The following is a 22,289-nucleotide window of genomic DNA, read 5'->3' as shown; positions in this document are numbered from 1 at the left end:
CGAGGGGGCGTGGCGGACAGCGGGGGCGGGGGCATGACCGACGGCCGTGGCCGACGGGCGTGGCGGGGGGTCGAAAACCCGTCGTAACGAACGGGGCGCGGGGGCGATAGTTGAGTCCGTGCTTCGACAACTTCTCCGCATCCATCTGGCGCCGTACAAACGGGCCATAGCCTTCCTGGTGGCGCTCCAGCTCGTACAGACGGGCGCCACCCTCTATCTGCCGACGCTCAACGCCGACATCATCGACAAGGGCGTCGTGACGGGCGACACCGGCTACATCCTGCGGTACGGCGCCGTGATGATCGCGGTGTCCGTGGTGCAGGTCGTCGGCAACATCGGCGCCGTCTACTACGGGGCCCGGACGGCGGCGGCGCTGGGCCGGGACATACGGGCGGCCGTCTTCGACCGGGTCCAGTCGTTCTCCGCGCGGGAGTTGGGGCACTTCGGTACGCCGTCGCTGATCACCCGCACCACCAACGACGTCCAGCAGGTGCAGATGCTGGTGCTGATGGCGTTCACGCTGATGGTGTCGGCGCCGATCATGTGCGTGGGCGGGGTGGTGCTGGCGCTCGGTCTCGACGTGCCGCTGTCGGCGGTGCTGCTGGCGGTGGTCCCGGTGCTGGGCGTCGCCGTCTCACTGATCGTGCTGCGGATGAAGCCGCTGTTCCGGACGATGCAGGAGCGGCTCGACACGGTGAACCGGGTGCTGCGGGAGCAGATCACCGGCAACCGCGTCATCCGGGCGTTCGTGCGGGACGCGTACGAGCGGGAGCGGTTCAAGGGCGCGAACACCGAGCTGACCGATGTGTCGATGTCGGCGGGGCGGCTGATGGCGCTGATGTTCCCGACCGTGATGACGGTGGTGAACTTCTCCAGCGTGGCCGTGGTGTGGTTCGGCGCGCACCGGATCGCCGACGGGGCGATGCAGATCGGCGCGCTGACGGCGTTCCTGGCGTATCTGATGCAGATCGTGATGGCCGTGATGATGGCCACCTTCATGTTCATGATGGTCCCGCGCGCCGAGGTGTGCGCCGAGCGCGTCGAGGAGGTGCTGCGCACGGAGACGAGCGTGCTGCCGCCCGCCTCGCCGGTGCGGGAGCTGCCCCGCGGGGGGCGCCTGGAGATCCGCGGCGCCGACTTCCGCTATCCGGGCGCCGAGGAGCCGGTGCTGCACGGCATCGACCTGGTGGCCGGGCCCGGTGAGGTCACGGCGGTCATCGGCTCGACCGGCAGCGGCAAGTCGACGCTGCTGGGCCTGGTGCCGCGCCTGTTCGACGCGACGGGCGGCCAGGTGCTGGTGAACGGCGTGGACGTGCGCGAGCTGGACCAGGCGTTGCTCGCCCGCACGGTGGGGCTCGTCCCGCAGCGGCCGTACCTGTTCTCGGGGACGGTCGCGACGAACCTGCGGTACGGGCGGCCCGACGCGACGGACGAGGAGCTGTGGGCCGCGCTGGAGACGGCCCAGGCGGCTGACTTCGTACGGGAGTTGGAGGGCGGGCTCGACGCGCCGGTGGCGCAGGGCGGGACGAACGTGTCGGGCGGGCAGCGGCAGCGGCTCGCGATCGCGCGGACGCTGGTGCAGCGGCCGGAGATCTACCTGTTCGACGACTCGTTCTCGGCGCTCGACTACAGCACGGACGCGCGGCTGAGGGAGGCGCTGGCGCGGGAGACCGCCGACGCGACCGTGGTGATCGTCGCGCAGCGGGTCTCCACGATCCGTGACGCCGACCGGATCGTGGTCCTCGACGAGGGCCGGATCGTGGGCGCGGGACGGCACCACGAACTGATGGCGGACAACGAGACGTACCGGGAGATCGTGCTCTCCCAGCTGACCGAGGCGGAGGCTGCCTGATGGCGGGTCCTGGCGGAATGATGCGGCCCGGCGGCGGTCCGGGCGACCGGTCGGCGGACTTCAAGGGGTCGCTGCGGCGGCTGCTGCGGCAGCTCGCGCGGGAGAAGGCCGCGCTGTGGGTGATGCTCGTGGCCGGTGTGCTCAGCGTGGCGCTGGGCGTGGTCGGGCCGAAGATCCTCGGCTGGGCGACGGACCTGGTGTTCTCGGGGGTCGTCGGTGGCGGCATGGAGGAGGGCCGCACCAAGGAGGAGGTCGTCGGGGCGCTGCGGGAGAAGGGCGATGACGGGCTCGCGGACATGCTGTCCGGCGTGGACTTCGCACCGGGCCGGGGCATCGACTTCGACGCGGTCGGCGAGGTGCTGCTGCTGGCGCTGGCCGTGTACATGGTCGCCGGGCTGCTGATGCTCGTGTCGACCCGCATGTCGATCAAGGTGATCAACCGGACCGTGTACCGGCTGCGCGAGGACGTGCAGGCGAAGCTGGAGCGGTTGCCGCTGGCGTACTTCGACCGGGCGCAGCGCGGTGAGGTGCTGAGCCGGGCGACGAACGACATCGACAACATCGGCCAGACCATGCAGCAGACCATGGGCCAGCTGATCAACTCGCTGCTGACGATCGTCGGCGTGCTCGCGATGATGTTCTGGATCTCGCCGCTGCTGGCGCTGGTCGCGCTGGTGACGGTGCCCGTCTCGGTGGTCGTGGCGGCGCGGGTGGGCAAGCGGTCGCAGCCGCAGTTCGTCCGGCAGTGGCAGGCCACGGGGCGGGTGAACGCGCACGTCGAGGAGATGTACTCGGGGCACGCGCTGGTGAAGGTCTTCGGCCGTCAGGAGGAGGCGGCGCGGGAGTTCCACGAGCGGAACGAGGAGCTGTACGAGGCGGGGTTCCGGGCGCAGTTCAACAGCGGCGTCATGCAGCCGCTGATGTTCTTCGTGTCGAACCTGAACTACGTGCTGGTGGCCGTGGTCGGCGGGCTGAGGGTGGCGTCCGGGACGCTGTCGATCGGCGATGTGCAGGCGTTCATCCAGTACTCGCGGCAGTTCTCGATGCCGCTGACGCAGGTCGCGTCGATGGCGAACCTGATGCAGTCCGGTGTGGCATCGGCGGAGCGGATATTCGAGCTGCTGGACGCGGAGGAGCAGCCGGAGTCCCCGGCGCTGGAGCGGCCCGCCGAGGTGCGCGGGGCGGTGACGCTGGAGAAGGTCTCCTTCCGCTACGAGCCGGACAAGCCGCTCATCGAGAACCTGTCGCTCAACGTCGCGCCGGGCCAGACGGTCGCGATCGTCGGGCCGACGGGCGCGGGCAAGACGACGCTGGTCAACCTGCTGATGCGGTTCTACGAGGTGACGGGCGGCCGGATCGTCCTGGACGGCGTGGACGTGGCCCGGATGTCGCGGGAGGAGCTGCGCGCGTCCATCGGCATGGTCCTCCAGGACACGTGGCTGTTCGGCGGGACGATCGCGGAGAACATCGCGTACGGCGCCGCCGCGGACCGCGAGGTGACGCGCGAGGAGATCGAGGCGGCGGCGCGGGCCGCGCACGCCGACCGGTTCGTCCGCACCCTGCCGGACGGGTACGACACGGTCATCGACGACGAGGGCGGCGGGGTCAGCGCGGGCGAGAAGCAGCTGATCACCATCGCCCGGGCGTTCCTGTCCGACCCGGTGATCCTGGTCCTGGACGAGGCGACCAGCTCGGTGGACACCCGTACCGAGGTGCTGATCCAGAAGGCGATGGCGCGGCTGGCACACGGGCGGACGACGTTCGTCATCGCGCACCGGCTGTCCACGATCCGCGACGCCGACGTGATCCTGGTGATGGAGAACGGCGCTATCGTCGAACAAGGCACGCACGAGGGGCTGCTGGCGGCGAAGGGCCCGTACGCGCGCCTGTACGCGGCGCAGTTCGCCCAGGCGGTGGCCGAGGTGGACTGACCGCGCGGCGTGACCACCACGCGGGGAAACGCGAGAGGGGAACGGCATGGAGGACGGACCGGAGCGGGCGGACACGCCGCGGGACGCGGAGAAGGCGGGCGGCGCCCTGGGGATGGCCCTGGGACTGCCGGTCGGCATGGGCGTCGGCGTCGCCTTCGGCGTGGCCATGGACGACATGGCGCAGGGCCTCCTCCTCGGCCTGCCGGTCGGCCTGGTCCTCGGCTTCGGGCTCGGCTCCGGGCTCGGCCGGCCGCGCGGCGGCGCGGCGCGCCGGGACGCCGGGGAGAGCGGCGGGCGGTAGCGGCTCAGTCCAGGTAGCCGCGGAGCTGTTCGGCGAAGGCGTGGTCCCGTAGCTTGCCGAGGGTCTTGGACTCGATCTGGCGGATGCGTTCGCGCGTCACGCCGAAGAGACGTCCGATCTCCTCCAGGGTGCGGGGCCGCCCGTCGGCCAGACCGTACCGGAGCTGGACGACCTCGCGTTCGCGGTCGCCGAGCGTGGACAGGACCGCCTCCAGGTGCTGCCGCAGCAGCAGGAACGCCGCGGTCTCCACCGGGGAGGCGGCGTCGCCGTCCTCGATGAGGTCGCCCAGGGCCACGTCGTCCTCCTCGCCCACCGGGGCGTGCAGGGAGACCGGCTCCTGGGCGAGCCGCAGCACCTCCCCGATCCGCTCGGGCGGCAGGTCGAGCCGGGCGGCGACCTCCTCGGCGGTGGGCTCCTGCCCGCGCTCCTGGAGCATGCTGCGCTGGACCCGGATGACCCGGTTGATCAGTTCCACGACATGGACGGGGACGCGGATGGTCCGGGCCTGGTCGGCGAGGGCCCGGGACATCGCCTGGCGGATCCACCAGGTCGCGTACGTGGAGAACTTGTAGCCGCGCGCGTAGTCGAACTTCTCGACGGCGCGGATCAGGCCCAGGTTGCCCTCCTGGACGAGGTCCAGCATGGTCAGGCCCCGGCCGACGTACCGTTTGGCGACGGAGACGACGAGCCGCAGGTTCGCCTCGATGAGCCGCCGCTTTGCCATCCGGCCGCGCACCACCAGCGTGTCGAGGTCCACCGCGAGCTGGGAGTCCAGGTCCGGGGTGCGGGCGAGCTTCTCCTCGGCGAAGAGCCCCGCCTCGACGCGCCGGGCCAGCTCGACCTCCTCGGCGGCGGTCAGGAGCGGTATCCGGCCGATCTCCCGCAGGTACTGCCGGAACAGGTCCGACGAGGGCGCCGCCGCCGCACGGTCCGCGGCGCGGCGCGCGGGCGGCGGCTCGGGGAACGGGTCCAGCAGACCGGGCACGCCGTCCGGGAGGGTGCCGGGAAGCGTCTCGGGGTGGTCCGGCGCGGGGCCCTGCACAGGGACGTCCTGTACGGGGACGACATCGTTCAGGGTCTGGGTCTGCACGGGGGCGACCTCCAGGTGATCGCTGCCGGTTCGGTCCGTCACCGCCCCCAGTGTGGAGTACGACACATCACCGCCACGAGGGTCGTGCGCTCACTTTTTGCGACCGGTGCGTGACGGCGCGACTACCCGTCGGTACGGAACCCGGGCCCGGCAGGGGCGCCTCAGAGGGCGGCGGCGCCGTGGTTGCGCAGCGACTGGGCGTACTGCTGGAGGACCCAGAGCTCGTTCTGCACGGCGGCCAGCCGCTCGGGGTCGCCGTGCGCGCCCAGCCGGGTCAGGGAGCCCTGCACCTCCCGTACGCGGCGGTCCACGGCCCGCAGCCGGACCTGCACCAGCTGCTCCCCCGCGTACGCCTCGTCCACCGCGCGGGCCAGGACGGCCTCCACGGCCAGCTCCGTGACGAGCGCGCGGACCGTGTCGTCCGGAGCGGCCTCGCGGACGCGGGCCAGGTAGTCGGGGGCGTTGTCCACGCCCTGCGCGGCGCCGCCCGCCTCGGCGATGGTGCGGCGCACCGCGGCGTACGGCGGGGCGGTGAACTCGTCGGCGCCGTACGCGTCGAACGCCGGGGACACCAGTGCCGGGTACTGGAGGGCCAGCTTCAGCAGTTCCCGTTCGGTGCGGTGGGCGGGGCTGCGCAGGTTGAGCGCCGGGCCGGTGAAGGACGGCTGCGCCGGGCCCTGCGCGGCGGTCGCGGCGGGCGGGCGGGGGCCCGCGCCGGGGCGGGGGCGGCCGCCGTCGGGGGCGCCGCCCCGGTCGCGGGCCCAGCGGGCGATCTGGGCGACGCGCTTGACGACGAACTGCGTGTCGAGGATGCCGAGCATCCCGGCCAGCTCGACGGCGACCTCGTGCTGGGAGGCGACGTTCTTGATGCGGGCGACGATCGGGGCGGCCTCGTCCAGGGCGGCGGCCCGGCCCGCCGGGGTCTCCAGGTCGTACCGGCCCACGATCTGCCGCAGCGCGAACTCGAACAGCGGGGTGCGCGGCTCGACCAGCTCCCGCACGGCGTCGTCGCCCTTGACGAGCCGCAGCTCGCACGGGTCCATGCCGTCGGGGGCGATGGCGATGTACGTCTCGGCGGCGAACTTCTGGTCGTCCTCGAACGCCCGCAGCGCCGCCTTCTGCCCGGCCGCGTCGCCGTCGAAGGTGAAGATGACGCGCGCGGAGCCGTTGTCCATCAGCAGCCGTCGGAGGATCTTGATGTGGTCGCCGCCGAATGACGTGCCGCAGGTCGCGATGGCGGTGGTGACCCCGGCGAGGTGACAGGCCATGACGTCGGTGTAGCCCTCGACGACGACGGCCCGGCTGATCTTGGCGATGTCCTTCTTGGCGAGGTCGATGCCGTAGAGGACCTGCGACTTGCGGTAGATCGGCGTCTCGGGCGTGTTCAGGTACTTGGGGCCGTTGTCGTCGTCGCGCAGGCGGCGGGCGCCGAAGCCGACCACGTCGCCGCCGACGTCGCGGATGGGCCACATGAGGCGGCCGCGGAAGCGGTCGATGGGGCCGCGGCGGCCGTCCTGGGAGAGCCCGGAGAGGATCAGCTCCTTGTCGGAGAAGCCCCTGCCGCGCAGGTGGCGCGTGAGGTGGTCCCATCCGGCGGGGCTGTAGCCGACGCCGAAGTGCTCGGCGGCGGCCTGGTCGAAGCCGCGCTCGGCGAGGAACCGGCGCCCGATCTCCGCCTCGGCGCCGCCGAGTTGCTCGGCGTAGTACTGGGCGGCGGCCTTGTGCGCCTCGATCAGGCGGATGCGCTCGCCGCGCTGGTGGGTGGGGTTGTAGCCGCCCTCCTCGTACCGGAGGGTGATCCCGGCGCGGGCGGCGAGGCGCTCGACCGTCTCCGAGAAGGAGAGGTGGTCGATCTTCATGACGAAGGCGATGGTGTCCCCGCCCTCCTGGCAGCCGAAGCAGTGGAAGAGACCCTTGCTCGGGCTGACCTGGAAGGACGGGGACTTCTCGTCGTGGAAGGGGCACAGGCCCTTGAGGTTGCCGCCGCCGGCGTTGCGCAGCTGGAGGTACTCGGACACGACGGCATCGATCGGGACGGCGTCCCGTACCGCCTTCACGTCGTCATCGTTGATCCTGCCTGCCACGCAGGAATTCTACGGGGGCGCGGGGGTCGCCCCTCGCAGAGATCACAGCCTACGGGTGCGCGGGGGTCGCCCCCCCCCCCCGCAGAGATGCGGCCTGCGGGCGCTCGCCGCTACGAGCCCGGCAGCAGGGACGGGAGGGGGGCCGACGGGTCCGCCAGGGCGTCCGGGTCCACGGCGGTGCCCATGGCGCCCGCGCGGACGAGGTCCTGGATCGGTTCTGTGACGTCCCACACGTTCACGTTCATCCCGGCCAGGACGCGGCGCTCCTTCAGCCAGAACGCGATGAACTGCCGCTTCCCCGCGTCGCCGCGCAGCACGACCTGGTCGTACGAGCCGGGCGGCGCCCAGCCGGAGTACTCCAGGCCGAGGTCGTACTGGTCGGAGAAGAAGTACGGCACCCGGTCGTACGAGACGTCCTTGCCGAGCATGGCGCGGGCGGCGGCGGGGCCGCTGTTGAGGGCGTTGGCCCAGTGCTCGACGCGCAGCCGCAGACCCAGCAGGGGGTGGTGCACGGCGGCCACGTCCCCGGCGGCGTACACGCGCGGGTCGGAGGTGCGCAGGGAGGCGTCGACGGCGATGCCGCCGCCGTGGGCGCGGTCGGCGAGGGCGAGTCCGGCGGCCTCGGCGAGCGCGGTGCGGGGCGCGGCGCCGACGGCGGCGAGGACGGCGTGCGCGGGGTGTTCGTCGCCGTCGTCGGTGCGGGCGGCGAGGACCATGCCGTCCTGGCCGACGATCTCGGTGAGGCGGGTGCCGAAGTGGAAGCGGACGCCGTGCTCGGCGTGCAGCTCGGTGAACATCTGGCCGATCTCGGGGCCGACGACCTGGTGGAGCGGGGTGGCGGCCGGTTCGACGACGGTGACCTCGGCGCCGTAGCCGCGCGCGGCGGCGGCGACCTCCAGGCCGATCCAGCCCGCGCCCGCGATGACGAGGTGGCCGTTGTCCCGGCCGAGGGCGGCGAGTACGCCCTGGAGCCGGTCGGCGTGGCAGAGGCGGCGCAGGTGGTGGACGCCCGCGAGGTCGGTGCCGGGGATGTCGAGGCGGCGCGGTTCGGCGCCGGTGGCCAGCAGCAGCCGGTCGTAGTGGATCGTGGTGCCGTCCCCGAGGCGGACGGTGCGGACGTCGCGGTCGATGGCGGTGACGGGCTGCCCGAGGTGGAGTTCCACGTCGTTGCGCGCGTACCAGCCGGGTTCGTGGACGAAGACGCTGTCGCGTTCCTCCTTGCCGGAGAGGTAGCCCTTGGAGAGCGGTGGCCGTTCGTAGGGGTGGTCGCGTTCGTCGCCGACGAGGATCACGCGGCCGGAGAACCCCTCGGCGCGGAGGGTTTCGGCCGCCTTGGCCCCGGCCAGTCCCCCGCCCACGATGACGAAGGTCTCATCTGCGTCGACCACTGTCGCCTCCTACCGGAATGCACGGTTCGTCCGTGTCCACGCTACGCCGGGGGCCGCCGTCCGGCCGTGGCGCCCCAGCGAGGGTCCCGTATCGGGGTGCGGCGCGGAAGAGGACCTACCGGGGCCGGTGGGGCGCGGTGAGGCGGGCGTGGAGGGCGCGGGCGGTGGCGTCGGTGAACGAGGCGATCTGGTCGACGACGACCCGCTTGCGGGCCCGGTCGTCGGGCGCGGCGTCGAACAGGGCGCGGAACTGCGGGTCGAGGCCGTCGGGGGCGCGCTGGACGAGGGCGTCGGCCAGCTCGGCGATGACGATCCGCTGGTCGGCGCGGAGGGTCTCCTGTTCGGCGCGCTGCATCACGTACCGGTCGGCGACGGCCTTGAGGACGGCGCACTCGTTGCGGGTCTCGCGGGGGACGACGAGCCGGGCGCCGTACCGGGTGAGGCGGCCGGAGCCGTACGCCTGGCGGGTGGCGCCCTCGGCGGCGAGGCAGAAGCGGCCGATGAGCTGGCTGGTGGCGTCCTTGAGGCGGGCCTGCGCGAGGGCGGTGCCGTCGTAGCCGTGCGGCCACCACTCCTGGTCGATGAGCCGGTCGAGGGCGTCGGCCAGCTCCTGCGGGTCCGTGTCGGCGGGGACGTAGCGGCCGATGGCGACGCGCCAGATGTCGGCGCGCTCGGGTTCGGCGAGGAGGAGGTTGGGGTCGATGTGCCCGGCGTGGAGGCCGTCCTCGAAGTCGTGCACCGAGTAGGCGACGTCGTCGGACCAGTCCATGACCTGGGCCTCGAAGCAGGTGCGGCCCTCGGGGGCGCCCTGGCGGGCCCACGCGAAGACGGGCAGGTCGTCCTCGTACACGCCGAACTTCGGGGAGTGCGGGTCGGTGGGGTGGGCGCCGCGCGGCCAGGGGTACTTGGTGGCGGCGTCGAGGGCGGCGCGGGTGAGGTTGAGGCCGACGCTGACGAGGTCGCCGGTGGCCGGGTCGGGGACGAACCTCTTGGGTTCGATGCGGGTGAGGAGGCGCAGCGACTGGGCGTTGCCCTCGAAGCCGCCGCAGTCCTTGGCGAACTCGTTCAGCGCCTGCTCGCCGTTGTGGCCGAACGGGGGGTGGCCCATGTCATGGGAGAGGCAGGCGGCTTCCACCAGGTCGGGGTCGCAGCCGAGGGCGGCGCCCAGCTCGCGGCCGACCTGGGCGCATTCCAGGGAGTGGGTGAGCCGGGTGCGGGGGCTGGCGTCCCAGGCGAGCCCCCGGGTGCCGGGCGTGACGACCTGGGTCTTGCCCGCGAGGCGGCGCAGGGCGGAGGAGTGCAGGACGCGGGCCCGGTCGCGCTGGAAGGCGGTGCGGCCGGGGCGCTTGTCGGGCTCGGCGGCCCAGCGCTCGGTGGCGGCCGCGTCGTACGCGTGGTCCTGGGGGGTCGTGCCTGCCATGCCGTTCATGCAGTGAAAGGTAACCGCAGGGGGTGACAGTGATGCGTGCGGCGGCGGGCGGTGCGTCAGACGGCGGCGTACGTGTGGGGGTGCGGGGGCGGGGCGGCGGCGGGCGCGGGCGTGCGGGCCGGGGGCCGGACGGGGCGGGCTCCGGCCGTACAGGCTTCGGCGGTACGGGCGTCGGCGGTACGGGCTCCGGCGGTACGGGCGAGGGCCTGGTCGTAGCGGTGGAGGGCGAGCCGGGCGAGGGCGGGGTGCGGGCCGAGCGGGGCGGCGGCGATCCAGGGCGCGGCCGCGGCGCTGCGGGCGGCGAACAGGCCGGGCGCGGTGAAGCAGGAGGCGACGGCGATCCGGGTACGGCCGCGGGCGGTGAGCTCGCGGACGGCTTCGGGGACGGTGGGTGAGGCGGCGGAGGCGTAGGCGGCGAGGACGGGGACGCCGCCGAGGCGGTCGCTGAGCAGCGCGGCGAGGCGGCGGGTGCCCGCGGTGGACTCGGGGTCGCGGGACCCGGCGGCGGCGAGGACGACTCCGGCGGTGCGGTGCGTACGGGGACCGGGGCGCCAGCCCGCCTCGGTGAGCCGGTCGTGGAGGGCCTCGGCGAGGAGCGGATGGGGGCCCAGCGGGGCGGCCACGCGGGCGCGGACGCGGGGGGCGGCGGACCGGGCTGCGCCCGGCAGGTCGTGTTTGACGTGGTGGCCGCGGCCGAAGAGGAGCGGGACGAGGACGGCTTCGCCGCCGGTGGGGAGCGTGCCGAGGGTGTCGGTGAGCAGCGGCTCGTTCAGTTCGACGTGGCCGAGGCGGACGGGCAGGCCGGGCCGGAGGGCGCGGACCTCTTCGAGGAGGGCGGTCACGGCGGGCAGGGCGCGGGGGTCGCGGCTGCCGTGGGCGACGGCGACCAGGGTCGGTGTGTTCATGGGCGGCCTGCGCGTTCCGTCGGGGGCGGGGTGAGGATCGTGCGCCGATCCTCGCGGGTGGAGGTTGCGGCGGTGTTGCACGGCTGTGACGGGTGCTTTGGCGTCGGCTCACATGGGCCGGTGCGCGGCGTTGACGGGCCGAGCGGCCCGATTGATTCCGTAGAATGGAATACATCTTCCATTATCGAGAAGGGGGGCGGCCGTGGGGACCGGGACGCTGGGAGGGGCGGCGCCGCTGGGGCGGCGGGTGCTGGCGGAGCTGGTCGGTACGGCGGCGCTGGTCGCGGCGGTCGTCGGGTCGGGCCTCCAGGCGTCGGCGCTCAGCGACGACACGGGGGTGCGGCTGCTGGCCAACTCGCTCGTCTCGGCCGTGGCGCTCGGGCTGCTGATCGCGCAGCTCGGCCCGCTGTCGGGCGGGCACCTCAACCCGGTGGTCACGCTGTGCGCCTGGTGGTCCCGCCGCCGGGCCGGGGTGCGGGTCCCCGCGCGCGAGGTGGCCCTGTACCTGGCCGCGCAGCCGGTGGGCGCGGCGGCCGGGGCGCTGCTGGCGGAGGCGATGTTCGGGCGGGCGCCCGGCGGGGCCGGCTGGTCCTGGGCGACGCGGGAACGGGCGGAGGCGCACCTGCTGCTCGGCGAGACGGTCGCGACGGCCGGGCTGGTCCTGCTGATCGTCGCGCTGGAGCGGCTGGGCCGGGCCCGGTTCGCGCCGCTCGCGGTGGCGGCGTACATCGGGGCGGCGATCTGGTTCACGTCGTCCGGGTCGTTCGCCAACCCGGCGGCGACGGCGGGGCGTTCACTGACGGACTCGTTCACCGGGATCGCGCCCGGCTCGCTCCCCGGCTTCGTCGCCGCCCAGCTGCTCGGCGCCCTGCTCGGCACGGCGCTGGCGGCGCTGCTGTACGGGCCGGGGGCGGCGGGGCGCCCGTCGGTACGCGTGACCGGCGGCCCGGCGGGACGGGTGGCCGGTGGCCCGGCGGGCGGCCCGGCGCCGGTCGCTCCGGCGCAGGGTGCCGCTCCGGTCGCTCCGTCGCACGGCCCGGCGCCGTGGACCGGGTGAGGCACGCACGGAGGGCGGCCCGGCGTAAGGCCCGGCGTCTAGGACCAGCGGCCCATGGTGGTGGCGCGGGCCGGTGGGGAGACTGGGAGGCATGGACGCCATGGAGACGACACTGCCGCCCGAGCGGCTCGACGCGTACCTGCGCCGCATCGGCGTCGCCGGCCGGCCCGCCCGCCCCACCGAGGACGTCCTGCGCGACCTCCAGCTGCGGCACCTGAGGGCGGTGCCGTTCGAGAACCTGTCGGTCCACCTCCGCGAGGACATCGTCCTGGACGAGACGGCGCTCGTCGGCAAGGTCGTGGACCGGGGGCGGGGCGGCTTCTGCTACGAGTTGAACGGCGCGTTCGCGGCGCTGCTGCGGACCCTCGGGTACGAGGTGGAGCTGCTCCAGGCCCGCGTGTACGGCGACGACGGGCGCCTCGGCATCCCGTACGACCACCTCGCGCTGCGGGTCCTGGCGGCGGACGGCGGCGGACGGGCGTGGCTGGCCGACGTGGGCTTCGGCGACCACAGCCACTTCCCGCTGGCCCTGGACGAGCGCGGTGAGCAGAAGGACCCGTCGGGCGTGTTCCGGATCGTGGAGAGCGAGGAGCCGGGCGCGGACGGCGACCTCGACGTCGTACGGGACGGCCGGCCGCGCTACCGGCTGGAGCGGCGGCCGCGCGTCCTGGCCGACTTCACGACGGGCGCCTGGTGGCACCGCACCTCGCCCGACTCGCCGTTCACCCGGGCGCCGCTCGCCTCGCTGCTCACCGAGCGGGGCCGTGTCACGCTCAGCGGCCGCCGCCTGATCACCTCCGAGGGCGGCACGCGCGAGGAGCGCCCGCTCGACGACGACGCGGACCTCCTCGCCGCGTACCGCGACCACTTCGGCCTCCGCCTCGACCACCCGCCCGTGGCCCTGCACCCCCGCCCCTGACCGCTCTCCGCGCGGGCGGGTGGTGCCATGCTGGGGTGGCGGCGGTGTGCCCCGAGCGGAGGAGAGTGTGAGCGTGAGCGACGTGCTGGCCGTACTGACCACCACCGACGCGGCCGAGAAGGCCGAGGCGCTCGCGCGGAGCGCGGTGGAGGCGCGGGTCGCCGCGTGCGCGCAGGTGTCCGGGCCCGTGATTTCCGTCTACCGGTGGGAGGGCGCCGTCGAGACCGCGAGCGAGTGGCAGGTGCTGTTCAAGACGGCCGCCGAGCGGTACGAGGCGCTGGAGGAGCACATCCGCCGCCACCACGACTACGACACGCCGGAGATCGTCGCCACGCCCGTCGTCCGGGGCGGCGCCGACTATCTGGCGTGGGTGGCACGGGAGTCGGCGGGATGACCGGCGCCGCGCTGCCGTTCTTCGTGTACGGGACGCTGCGGCCCGGCGAGCCCAACCACGCCCTGTGCCTCGCCGGGCGGACGGCGCTGGTGGAGGCCGCGCGGCTGCCGGGCGCCGTCCTCCACGACGGGCCCGGCTACCCGTACGCGCTGCGCGACCGGGGCGGCGGCGGGGTCACCGGGGACCTGGTCCACGCGGCGCCCGGCGCGTACGGGGAGCTGCTGGCCGTGCTGGACCGGCTGGAGGAGTACCACGGGCCCGGGCACCCGCTGAACCTGTACGAGCGGCTGCGCTGCGACGTGCTGCGCGCACGGGACGGGGCCCTCGTCCCCGCGTGGGTGTACGTGGCGGCGGCGCGGGCCGTGCCGGGGCCGCGCATCGCGGACGGGGACTGGCTCAGCCGCCGGGCCGTTCGAGGCGTACCGCGCACACCTTGAACTCGGGCATCTTCGACGTGGGGTCGAGCGCCGGGTTGGTGAGCGTGTTGGCGCGGCCCTCGCCCGGCCAGTGGAACGGCATGAACACCGTGTCCGGCCGGATCGACGTCGTCACCCGCGCCGGGGCGACCGCCCGGCCGCGCCGCGACACGACCGCCACCGGCTCCCCGTCCGCGACGCCCACCCGCTCCGCGAGCCTCGGGTGCAGCTCCACGAACGGCCCCGGCGCGGCCGCGTTCAGCTCCGCGACCCGCCGGGTCTGCGCGCCCGACTGGTACTGGGCGACGACCCGGCCCGTCGTCAGGACCACCGGGTACTCCGCGTCCGTCTCCTCGGCGGACGCCCGGTGCGTGACCGGCACGAACCGGGCGCGCCCGTCCGGCGTGGCGAACCGGTCCAGGAACAGCCGGGGCGTACCGGGGTGCTCGGCGTCGGGGCACGGCCAGAACACGCCGTCCTCCTCCGCGACGCGCCGGTAGCTGATGCCCGCGTAGTCGGCGGGGCCCCCTGCGGAGGCGCGGCGCAGCTCCTCGAAGACCTCCTCGGGGTCGGTCGGGAAGCCCTTCTCCCAGCCGAGCAGCCCCGCGAGGCCGTGCAGCACCTCCAGGTCGGTGCGGACGCCCGTCGGCGGGGTGATCGCGCGGCGGCGCAGCAGGACCCGGCCCTCCAGGTTGGTGGTCGTGCCGGTCTCCTCCGCCCACTGCGTGACGGGCAGCACCACGTCGGCGATGGCGGCCGTCTCGGAGAGGACCACGTCGGCGACGGCCAGGAAGTCCAGCGACCTCAGCCGCTCCTCGACGTGCGCGGCGCGCGGCGCGGAGACGACCGGGTTGGAGCCCATCAACAGCAGCGCCTTCACGTCCCGGCCGAGCGCGTCGAGCAGTTCGTACGCGCTGCGCCCGGGGCCGGGCAGGGTGTCGGGGCCGACGCCCCACACGGAGGCCACGTGGGCGCGCGCCTCGGGGTCGTCCAGTTTCCGGTAGCCGGGCAGCTGGTCGGCCTTCTGGCCGTGTTCGCGACCGCCCTGGCCGTTGCCCTGGCCGGTGAGGCAGCCGTACCCGGACAGGGGGCGCCCGGCGCGGCCGGTGGCGAGGCACAGGTTGATCCACGCGCCGACCGTGTCGGTGCCCTTCGACTGCTGCTCGGGGCCGCGCGCGGTGAGCACCATGCCGCTCTCCGCGTCGCAGAACATCCCCATCGCCTCGCGGAGCTGGGGAACGGGCACGCCGGTGACGCGCTCGACGAGCGTCGGCCAGTGGGACATGGCGGCGGCGCGGGCGTCGGCCCAGCCCGTGGTGCGCTCCGCGACGAACTCCTCGTCCACCCGGCCCTCCGCGACGACCAGGTGGAGCAGGCCCAGCGCGAGGGCGAGGTCGGTGCCGGGGCGGGGGGCGAGGTGCAGGTCGGCCTGTTCGGCGGTGCGGGTGCGGCGCGGGTCCACGACGATCAGCCGGCCGCCGTTCTCGCGCAGTTCGGTGAGGTACCGCAGCGCCGGGGGCATCGTCTCGGCCAGGTTGGAGCCGACCAGGATGACGCAGCCGGTGCGGGGGATGTCCTCCAGCGGGAACGGCAGGCCCCGGTCGAGGCCGAACGCCCTGGTGTGCGCGGCGGCGGCGGACGACATGCAGAAGCGGCCGTTGTAGTCGATCTGCGAGGTGCCGAGGACCAGCCGGGCGAACTTGCCGAGCGTGTACGCCTTCTCGTTGGTGAGCCCGCCGCCGCCGAACACCCCGACCCCGTCGGGCCCGTGCGCGTCGCGGACGCGCCGCAGCCCGTCGGCGACGGCCCGCAGGGCCTCCTCCCAGGTGGCCGGTTCCAGACCGCCCGTGGCGTGGTTCCGGATCAGCGGCCCGGTGAGCCGGACCGAGGAGGAGAGCACGGCGGGCGCGGTGCGGCCCTTGCCGCACAGGGCGCCCCGGTTGACGGGGAAGTCCGGGCGCTCCACGACATCGACCCCGCCGTCCTTCGAGGGCCGGAGGTTCATCCCGCACTGCAAGGCGCAGTACGGGCAGTGCGTGGAGGTGATGGCGGCGGCGAGCATGGCACCGAGCGTGCGCCGCGCGTGTTACGGGCGTGGTCCCGGTGTATTACGCATGCGGTACGTCGCGCTCCGGGCACCCGCGCGGGAACGGTGAGCGAGTCGGGCGTCCGGGGCCGGGGCGGTCGGGAGCCGGGCGATCGGGAGCCGGGTGCTCGGAAGCGGGGGCCAGGGGGGCCGGGGCTCGGGGAGCCGGGGCGCTTGGGGGCCGGGGCGCTCAGCCCGCCGACGCCAGGGCCTCCGTCACGCCCGTCTCCTGGCGGCCGAGGAACACCGGGTCGGGCCGCAGCACCACGTCAGCGGCGGCCTTCCCGGCGGCGCCCAGCTCGCGGACCGCGCCGTAGTACCAGACGCCGTCGAGCGGTTCGGTCACCCCGACGCCGTACGAGTCGACTCCCGCCGCGCGGCACAGGGCGACCGCCCGGCGGATGTGGAAGCCCTGCGTGACGAGGACGGCCCGGTCGACGCCGAAGATCCGCTTGGCGCGCACACAGGAGTCCCAGGTGTCGAAGCCCGCGTAGTCGCTGACGATCCGCTTGCCGGGCACGCCCCGCTCGACCAGGTACGCGCGCATGGCGTCCGGCTCGTCGTAGTCGGCGCGGCTGTTGTCGCCGGTCACCAGGACGACCTTCACCTTGCCCGTGCGGTACAGCTCGGCCGCCGCGTCCAGCCGGTGCGCCAGGTACTGCGTGGGACGGCCCTTCCACAGGCCCGCGCCGAACACGACCGCCACGTCACGCGCCGGGACGTCGGCGACCGTGCGGACGCTGCCCGCGGTGCTCGTGTGCAGCCAGGTCGCCGGGGCGAGCGCCAGGACGCAGGCCAGCATCACGCCCTGGACCAGCCGCCGCTGCCCCTTGCGCGTCCCCGGCACCAGTCGCCGCGCCCGGCCCCACGTCCCGCCACGCATCCCGCGTCCCCTCCCGTCGCCCCGGCCCGCCCTGCGCGTACCGCCCCCGCCCTGTCCGACGCGCCCGCACGGCCGGCCGGTTCACCCGGAGCCCGGACCGGCCGTGTGACGTACGTCCCCCGGCCGCGTCCCGGACGTACGCCCCCGGCGCTCACCGGCGCGGGCTCACACGGGCGCCTGCTCGAACTGGGCCGCGTACAGGCGGGCGTAGGCGCCGCCCGACGCCAGCAGCTCCTCGTGGCTGCCCTGTTCGACGATGCGGCCCGCCTCCATCACCAGGATCACGTCGGCGTCGCGGATGGTGGAGAGGCGGTGGGCGATCACGAACGACGTGCGGCCCGCCCGCAGCGACGCCATCGCCCGCTGGATCAGCACCTCCGTGCGGGTGTCCACGGCGCTGGTCGCCTCGTCCAGGACGAGGACGGACGGCTCGGTGAGGAATGCCCGCGCGATGGTGATGAGCTGCTTCTCGCCCGCGCTGAGCCCGGCGCCGTCCTCGTCCAGGACCGTGTCGTAGCCGTCGGGCAGGGTGCGGATGAACCGGTCGGCGTGGGTGGCCATGGCGGCTTGGACGATCCGCTCGCGCGGCACGTCGCCGACGCCGTACGCGATGTTCTCGGCGATCGTGCCGCCGAACAGCCACGTGTCCTGGAGGACCATGCCGATGCCGGAGCGCAGGGCGGCGCGGGGCACGGCCGTGATGTCGGTGCCGTCGAGCAGGATGCGGCCGCCGGTCGTCTCGTAGAACCGCAGCAGGAGGTTGACGAGGGTGGTCTTGCCCGCGCCGGTCGGGCCGACGATGGCGACCGTACGGCCGGGTTCCACGGTGAGGGACAGGTCCTCGATGAGTCGCATCGCCGGGTCGTAGCGGAAGGAGACCCGGTCGAAGACGACGTGCCCGCGCCCCCGGCCCGCGCCCGGCTCCCGAGGGCCCCGGTCCGGCTCCGGGTCCGGGGACTCCTCCTCCGCGTCGAGCAGGTCGAAGACGCGCTCGGCGGAGGCGACGGCGGACTGGAGGAGGTTCGCCATGGCGGCGATCTGGTTGACCGGCCCGTTGAACTCGTACGAGTACTGCACGAAGGCCTGGACCTCGCCGAGGGTCAGCGTCCCGGACGCCACGCGCAGCCCGCCGACGACGGCGACCAGCACGTAGTTGAGGTTCCCGACGAACGCCATGGCCGGCTGGATGAGCCCGGACACGAACTGGGCGCGGAAGCTCGCCCGGTACAGCTCGTCGCCGAGTTCGTCGAACGTCTCCACGGCCTCCCGGCCCCGCCCGAAGACCCGCACCTCGGCGTGGCCCGAGTACATCTCCTCGACGTGCCCGTTCAGCTTGCCGGTGACCGCCCACTGGCGGACGAACTGCGGCTGGGCGCGCTTGCCGATGCGCGCCGCGACGAACACCGAGACGGGCACGGTGCCCACGGCGACCACGGCGAGCAGCGGCGAGATCCAGAACATCATGGCCAGCACACCGAGGACCATGAGCAGGGCGCGGGTCATGGGGATGAACGCCTGCTGGAGGGTCTGGGTGATGTTGTCGATGTCGTTGGTGGCCCGGCTGAGGACCTCGCCGCGCGGCTGCCGGTCGAGGTGTGCGAGCGGCAGTCTCGCCAGCTTGGCCTGGGCGCGGGCGCGCAGCCGGTGCCCGGCGCGGTGGACGGCGGTCATGACCAGGCGGGCCTGGAGCCAGGCGAACGCGGCGGATGCGGCGGCCACGGCCAGGACCAGGCCGAGGACCCGGGCGACGGCCCGGAAGTCCACCCCGGCCGGGGTGCCCGCGCCGGACACGACCAGGTCGGTGGCGTCACCGAGGAGCTTCGGGATCAGGACGGCCAGGGCGACGTACGCGGCGGCCGCGGCGAGCGAGCCGAGCAGCAGGGGTCTTTGGGGGCCGAGGGTGCGCAGGAGGCGCAGCCCGGAGCGGCGGAAGTCCATCGACCGTTCCAGTACGGGCGTCGCGGGCATGCCGGGGCCCCGCTGCGGGGTGCCGGTCGCCGGGGCGCGGCGCTCGGGCACGGCCTTGCGTGCCGGTGCGGGGCGTCCGGGCCCGGAGGGCTTCCGCTCGGGTGCGGGGCGGCTCATGCGGCTTCCTCCTCGGTGAGCTGGGACAGGACGATCTCCCGGTACGTGGCGCTGTCCCGCAGCAACTCCTCGTGGGTGCCGGTGCCGACGACCCGGCCCTCGTCCAGGACGACGATGCGGTCGGCGTCGCGGATGGTGGCGACGCGCTGGGCGACGATGACGACGGTGGCGTCCGCGGTCTCCTCGGCCAGCGCGGCCCGCAGCAGCGCGTCGGTGCGGTAGTCGAGCGCGGAGAACGAGTCGTCGAAGAGGTACACCCGGGGCCGGGCCACCAGGACGCGGGCGATGGCCAGGCGCTGCCGCTGGCCGCCGGACAGGTTGGTGCCGCCCTGTTCGACGGGCGCGTCCAGGCCGCCGGGGAGCGCGGCGACGAACTCGCGCGCCTGGGCGACCTCCAGGGCGTGCCACAGCTCCTCGTCGGTCGCTCCGGGCCCGCCGTAGCGGAGGTTGGACGCGATGGTGCCGGAGAACAGGTACGGCTTCTGCGGTACGAGGCCGACCGTCCGGGCCAGCAGGTCCGGCTCCAGGTCGCGGACGTCCGCACCGCCGACGCGGACCTCGCCGCCCGTCGGGTCGTACAGCCGGGGCACCAGGCCCAGCAGGGTCGTCTTGCCGCTGCCGGTGGACCCGATGACGGCGGTGGTGCGGCCGGGCGCGGCGGTGAGCGAGACGCCGTGCAGGACGGGCTCCTCGGCGCCCGGGTAGCTGAAGCTCGTGTCGCGGATCTCCAGGTGGCCGTGGCCGCGCAGGGCGCGCACCGGTTCGGCGGGCGGGACGACGGTCGGCTCGGTGTCGAGGACCTCGCGGATGCGCTCGGCGCTGACCTCGGCCCGCGGCACCTGCATGATCAGGAACATCGTCATCATCACGGCCATGAAGATCTGGAGCAGGTAGCCGATGAACGCGATGAGGGCGCCGGCCTGGAGCGTGCCGTCCTCCAGCCGGTGGCCGCCCGCCCAGACGATGGCGACGGTGGCGAGCTCCCAGACGACGATGACCATCGGGTACATCAGCGCGGTGAGGTGGCCCACCCGCAGCGAGACGGCCGTCAGTTCGTCGTTGGCGGCGCCGAACCTGCGCTGCTCGTGGTCGTCGCGGACGAAGGCGCGGACCACGCGGACGCCGCCGATCTGCTCCCGAAGCACCCGGTTGACCCGGTCGAGGCGCTGCTGGGTGGCGCGGAACAGCGGGGGCATGCGACGTACGACGAGCAGCACCGTCCCGGCGAGCAGCGGCACGAACAGCAGCAGGAGCAGGGCGAGCGGCACGTCCTGGGCTAGTGCGAGCCCGATGCCGCCGACGCACATCAGGGGCGCGGCGACCAGGGTGGTCAGGCCCGTCACGGCGAGCGTCTGGACCTGCTGGACGTCGTTGGTGGTGCGGGTGATGAGGGAGGCGGGCCCGAAGCGGCCCACCTCCCGTACGGAGAACCCCTGCACGCGGCGGAAGACGGCGGAGCGCAGGTCCCGGCCCACGCCCATGGCGATGCGGGCGGCGACGAACACGGCGGCGCCCGCCGCGGTCACCTGGAGGAGCGTGACGGCGGCCATGGTGGCGCCGGTGGTCAGGACGTGCCCGGTGTCGCCGCGCAGGACGCCGCCGTTGACGAGGTCGGCGTTGAGGGTGGGCAGCAGCAGCCCGGCGAGGGACTGGACGAGCTGGAGGGCGACGACGAGGGCGAGTAACCGCCGGTACGGGCGGAGGCGGGCGAGGAGCATCCGGAGCAGCACGGCGCCCTCAGCCCGCGTAGGGGTGGGCGGTACGGGCGGTGCGCAGGGCGCGGGCCCACCAGCCGAGCTGGTCGAGCATCTTCTTCGCGGCGCCGTCGGGCCCGATGGGGTCCTTCAGCCCGTCGTCGTCGAAGAGGCCTCCCGCGTTGGGGAAGGAGACCGTGTCGCGGACGGTGACGGCGTGCAGTTCGGCGAAGACCTGGCGCAGGTGCTCGACGGCGCGCAGGCCGCCGGAGATCCCGCCGTACGAGACGAACGCGACGGGCTTGGCCTGCCATTCGGAGTAGTGCCAGTCGATGAGGTTCTTCAGGGCGGCCGGGTAGGAGTGGTTGTACTCGGGGGTGAGGACGACGAACGCGTCGGCGGCGGCGAGCAGGGGGCTCACCTTCGCCAGTTCGGCGCGGACGGCGGGCGGCGGGTCGTACGACAGGGAAGTCGGCAGGTCGGTCCCGGCGAGGTCGAGCACGTCGACGCGGAAGTCGGCGCGCTGCCGGGCGCGGGAGACGAACCAGTCGGTGATGACCGGGGCGAAGCGGCCCTCGCGGTTGCTGCCGACGATGACGGCGAGCCTCAGGGGCTGTTCGGCGGAGGCGGTCGGCAGGGCGGTCTCCTGGGCGGTGGCGGTGGTCTCCGGGGTGGTGTCCAAGGCGGTCTCCGGGGTGGTGGCGGTGGTGGTGTTCACGGCGATGTCCGTGGTGGTGCCCGTGGTCAGGTCCATGCGTTGGAGCCTCACACCTCAACCAAACTTGAGGTCAAGCGGCGATCGCGTCACCCGTTCGCAGCGGCGCCGGAGAAAGCGGCTGTTGACCGGTCCGACCTGCGAAGACGCCGTCGCGGGAAGGGCTTTCTGACGGAAGGTCAGCAGGCGCGGGCAGCGGCCTCGGCCTTACCTCGGAGACAGGACACCAGCCCGAAGCGCTGCCCGGAGGACCCCCATGCGCACCACTGCCCGCTCGCTGACCGGTACCGCGCTCGCGGCCGTCTGCCTCGGCGCCCTCGCCGTCCCCGCGGCGTACGCCGGTGACTTCGGGACCCTGGAGCTGTCGCCGTCCACCGCGAAACCCGGCACGAGCGTCACCGTCAGCACCCGCGCCTGCGGTCCGAACGGCCACGGTGTGGGCGACGCGCAGTCGCTCGGCGCGGGCGAGTTCAAGCTGCGGCCCGGCGCGCACAAGGAGCTGGCGGTCGGCACCTTCCGCGTCCCGGAGCACACGAAGCCGGGCACGTACGGCATCGCCGTCGCCTGCGACAACGGCAAGACCGCCTCGGGTGACCTGGTCGTACGGCACGGGGGCGGCCCCACGCACCACCCCACGCACCACCCGACGCACCAGCCCACGCACCAGCCCACCCACGACGGGCCGCGCGGCCATGTGAAGACGGGCGTGGGCGGCAGCGTCGGCCCCGACGCCACGCGCGTCGCGGCGGGCGCGGCGATCCTGGCCGGCGCCGTCGCGGCAGGCGCCTGGGCGCTGCGGCGCCGCACGAACGGCGGCCACGGCTGACCCCCGGTCCCGTGTCCCACCGCTGACGCCCGCGGCGTGTTCCACGCCTGCCCCCGGCCCGCGGCCGGCCCGGCGCCGCGCACGCCCCGGCCCCCTGACGGGACGCCCCGCCCGCCCCTCGGCGGGGCGCCCTCCCCCGGCGGGCGGCCACCGCCCCGCACCGGCGGGCCGCCCGCCCCCTCCCCCCGAACTCCCCGCCCCCGCCGCGCGGCCCCGAGACCGCGGCGGGGGCGG

18 protein-coding genes are annotated in these 22,289 nt (G+C 74.3%); 8 read left to right on the top strand and 10 right to left on the bottom strand.

From position 1 onward, the window contains the following. Positions 1 to 118: 118 nt before the first annotated feature. Genes J116_RS19925 through J116_RS19915 form a run of 3 tightly spaced genes read left to right on the top strand, consistent with a single transcriptional unit; the run spans position 119 to position 4,084 of the window. On the top strand, positions 119 to 1,852 hold the full coding sequence (locus tag J116_RS19925; RefSeq protein WP_023588836.1) for an ABC transporter ATP-binding protein: 1,734 nt from the start codon (positions 119 to 121) through the stop codon (positions 1,850 to 1,852). After that, a complete protein-coding gene (locus J116_RS19920; protein ID WP_028964292.1) occupies positions 1,852 to 3,783 on the top strand; it encodes an ABC transporter ATP-binding protein in 1,932 nt (643 codons plus the stop codon). The genes J116_RS19925 and J116_RS19920 overlap by 1 nt, the downstream gene beginning before the upstream one ends. A gap of 46 nt (positions 3,784 to 3,829) precedes the next feature. Then, entirely contained in the window at positions 3,830 to 4,084 is a 255-nt protein-coding gene (locus J116_RS19915; RefSeq protein WP_023588834.1) for a hypothetical protein, read from the top strand. Positions 4,085 to 4,088: 4 nt separating this feature from the next. Here J116_RS19915 and J116_RS19910 read toward each other — a convergent pair whose 3' ends face one another. The 5 genes from J116_RS19910 to J116_RS19890 form a co-directional block, all read right to left on the bottom strand. Then, positions 4,089 to 5,225 carry an RNA polymerase sigma factor gene (locus J116_RS19910; RefSeq protein WP_051203848.1) on the bottom strand — a complete coding sequence of 379 codons (1,137 nt, stop codon included), beginning with the start codon at positions 5,223 to 5,225 and terminating at the stop codon, positions 4,089 to 4,091. A gap of 110 nt (positions 5,226 to 5,335) precedes the next feature. Further along, positions 5,336 to 7,258: a DNA primase gene (gene dnaG / locus J116_RS19905; protein ID WP_023588832.1), complete on the bottom strand. Its 1,923-nt coding sequence runs from the start codon at positions 7,256 to 7,258 to the stop codon at positions 5,336 to 5,338. Between the two features lie 110 nt (positions 7,259 to 7,368). Next, a complete protein-coding gene (locus J116_RS19900; RefSeq protein WP_023588831.1) occupies positions 7,369 to 8,646 on the bottom strand; it encodes an NAD(P)/FAD-dependent oxidoreductase in 1,278 nt (425 codons plus the stop codon). 115 nt (positions 8,647 to 8,761) lie between these two features. Further along, positions 8,762 to 10,075: a deoxyguanosinetriphosphate triphosphohydrolase gene (locus tag J116_RS19895; protein ID WP_028964290.1), complete on the bottom strand. Its 1,314-nt coding sequence runs from the start codon at positions 10,073 to 10,075 to the stop codon at positions 8,762 to 8,764. A 56-nt stretch (positions 10,076 to 10,131) separates the two neighbouring features. After that, on the bottom strand, positions 10,132 to 10,980 hold the full coding sequence (locus J116_RS19890; protein ID WP_023588829.1) for a sirohydrochlorin chelatase: 849 nt from the start codon (positions 10,978 to 10,980) through the stop codon (positions 10,132 to 10,134). Between the two features lie 217 nt (positions 10,981 to 11,197). Between J116_RS19890 and J116_RS19885 the strand changes: the two genes are divergently transcribed. From J116_RS19885 to J116_RS19870, 4 genes are all read left to right on the top strand, one after another. Next, complete coding sequence (locus J116_RS19885; protein WP_099048248.1) at positions 11,198 to 12,037, top strand: aquaporin; 840 nt, start codon at positions 11,198 to 11,200, stop codon at positions 12,035 to 12,037. 91 nt (positions 12,038 to 12,128) lie between these two features. Then, positions 12,129 to 12,956: an arylamine N-acetyltransferase family protein gene (locus J116_RS19880; RefSeq protein WP_023588827.1), complete on the top strand. Its 828-nt coding sequence runs from the start codon at positions 12,129 to 12,131 to the stop codon at positions 12,954 to 12,956. A 73-nt stretch (positions 12,957 to 13,029) separates the two neighbouring features. Then, positions 13,030 to 13,350 (top strand): divalent-cation tolerance protein CutA, encoded by a 321-nt coding sequence (cutA, locus tag J116_RS19875; RefSeq protein ID WP_023588826.1) that lies wholly within the window; start codon positions 13,030 to 13,032, stop codon positions 13,348 to 13,350. After that, positions 13,347 to 13,787, top strand: coding sequence for a gamma-glutamylcyclotransferase family protein (locus J116_RS19870; protein ID WP_023588825.1), 441 nt, complete (start codon positions 13,347 to 13,349; stop codon positions 13,785 to 13,787). Before cutA ends, J116_RS19870 begins: the two co-directional genes overlap by 4 nt. Here J116_RS19870 and J116_RS19865 read toward each other — a convergent pair. From J116_RS19865 to J116_RS19845, 5 genes are all read right to left on the bottom strand, one after another. Continuing rightward, on the bottom strand, positions 13,747 to 15,828 hold the full coding sequence (locus tag J116_RS19865) for a molybdopterin oxidoreductase family protein (RefSeq protein WP_023588824.1): 2,082 nt from the start codon (positions 15,826 to 15,828) through the stop codon (positions 13,747 to 13,749). The genes J116_RS19870 and J116_RS19865 overlap by 41 nt on opposite strands. A gap of 214 nt (positions 15,829 to 16,042) precedes the next feature. Then, positions 16,043 to 16,735, bottom strand: a complete 693-nt coding sequence (locus tag J116_RS19860) for a SanA/YdcF family protein (RefSeq protein ID WP_023588823.1) — start codon at positions 16,733 to 16,735, stop codon at positions 16,043 to 16,045. Between the two features lie 165 nt (positions 16,736 to 16,900). Then, complete coding sequence (locus J116_RS19855) at positions 16,901 to 18,820, bottom strand: ABC transporter ATP-binding protein (RefSeq protein WP_023588822.1); 1,920 nt, start codon at positions 18,818 to 18,820, stop codon at positions 16,901 to 16,903. Next, the gene (locus tag J116_RS19850; RefSeq protein WP_023588821.1) at positions 18,817 to 20,550 is read right to left on the bottom strand and encodes an ABC transporter ATP-binding protein; all 1,734 of its coding nucleotides are present in this window, start codon (positions 20,548 to 20,550) and stop codon (positions 18,817 to 18,819) included. Before J116_RS19850 ends, J116_RS19855 begins: the two co-directional genes overlap by 4 nt. A gap of 7 nt (positions 20,551 to 20,557) precedes the next feature. After that, positions 20,558 to 21,268 carry an NADPH-dependent FMN reductase gene (locus J116_RS19845; protein WP_023588820.1) on the bottom strand — a complete coding sequence of 237 codons (711 nt, stop codon included), beginning with the start codon at positions 21,266 to 21,268 and terminating at the stop codon, positions 20,558 to 20,560. Positions 21,269 to 21,485: 217 nt separating this feature from the next. On the opposite strand from J116_RS19845, the gene J116_RS19840 reads away from it, so the two are divergent. Further along, positions 21,486 to 22,055, top strand: coding sequence for a hypothetical protein (locus J116_RS19840; RefSeq protein ID WP_023588819.1), 570 nt, complete (start codon positions 21,486 to 21,488; stop codon positions 22,053 to 22,055). Positions 22,056 to 22,289 lie beyond the last annotated feature (234 nt).

The sequence above is a fragment of the Streptomyces thermolilacinus SPC6 genome, from assembly GCF_000478605.2.
GTDB classification, from domain to species: Bacteria; Actinomycetota; Actinomycetes; order Streptomycetales; family Streptomycetaceae; genus Streptomyces; species Streptomyces thermolilacinus.
Note: the sequence above shows the minus strand (reverse complement) of the source record. Positions and strands in the feature narration are given on the sequence as shown.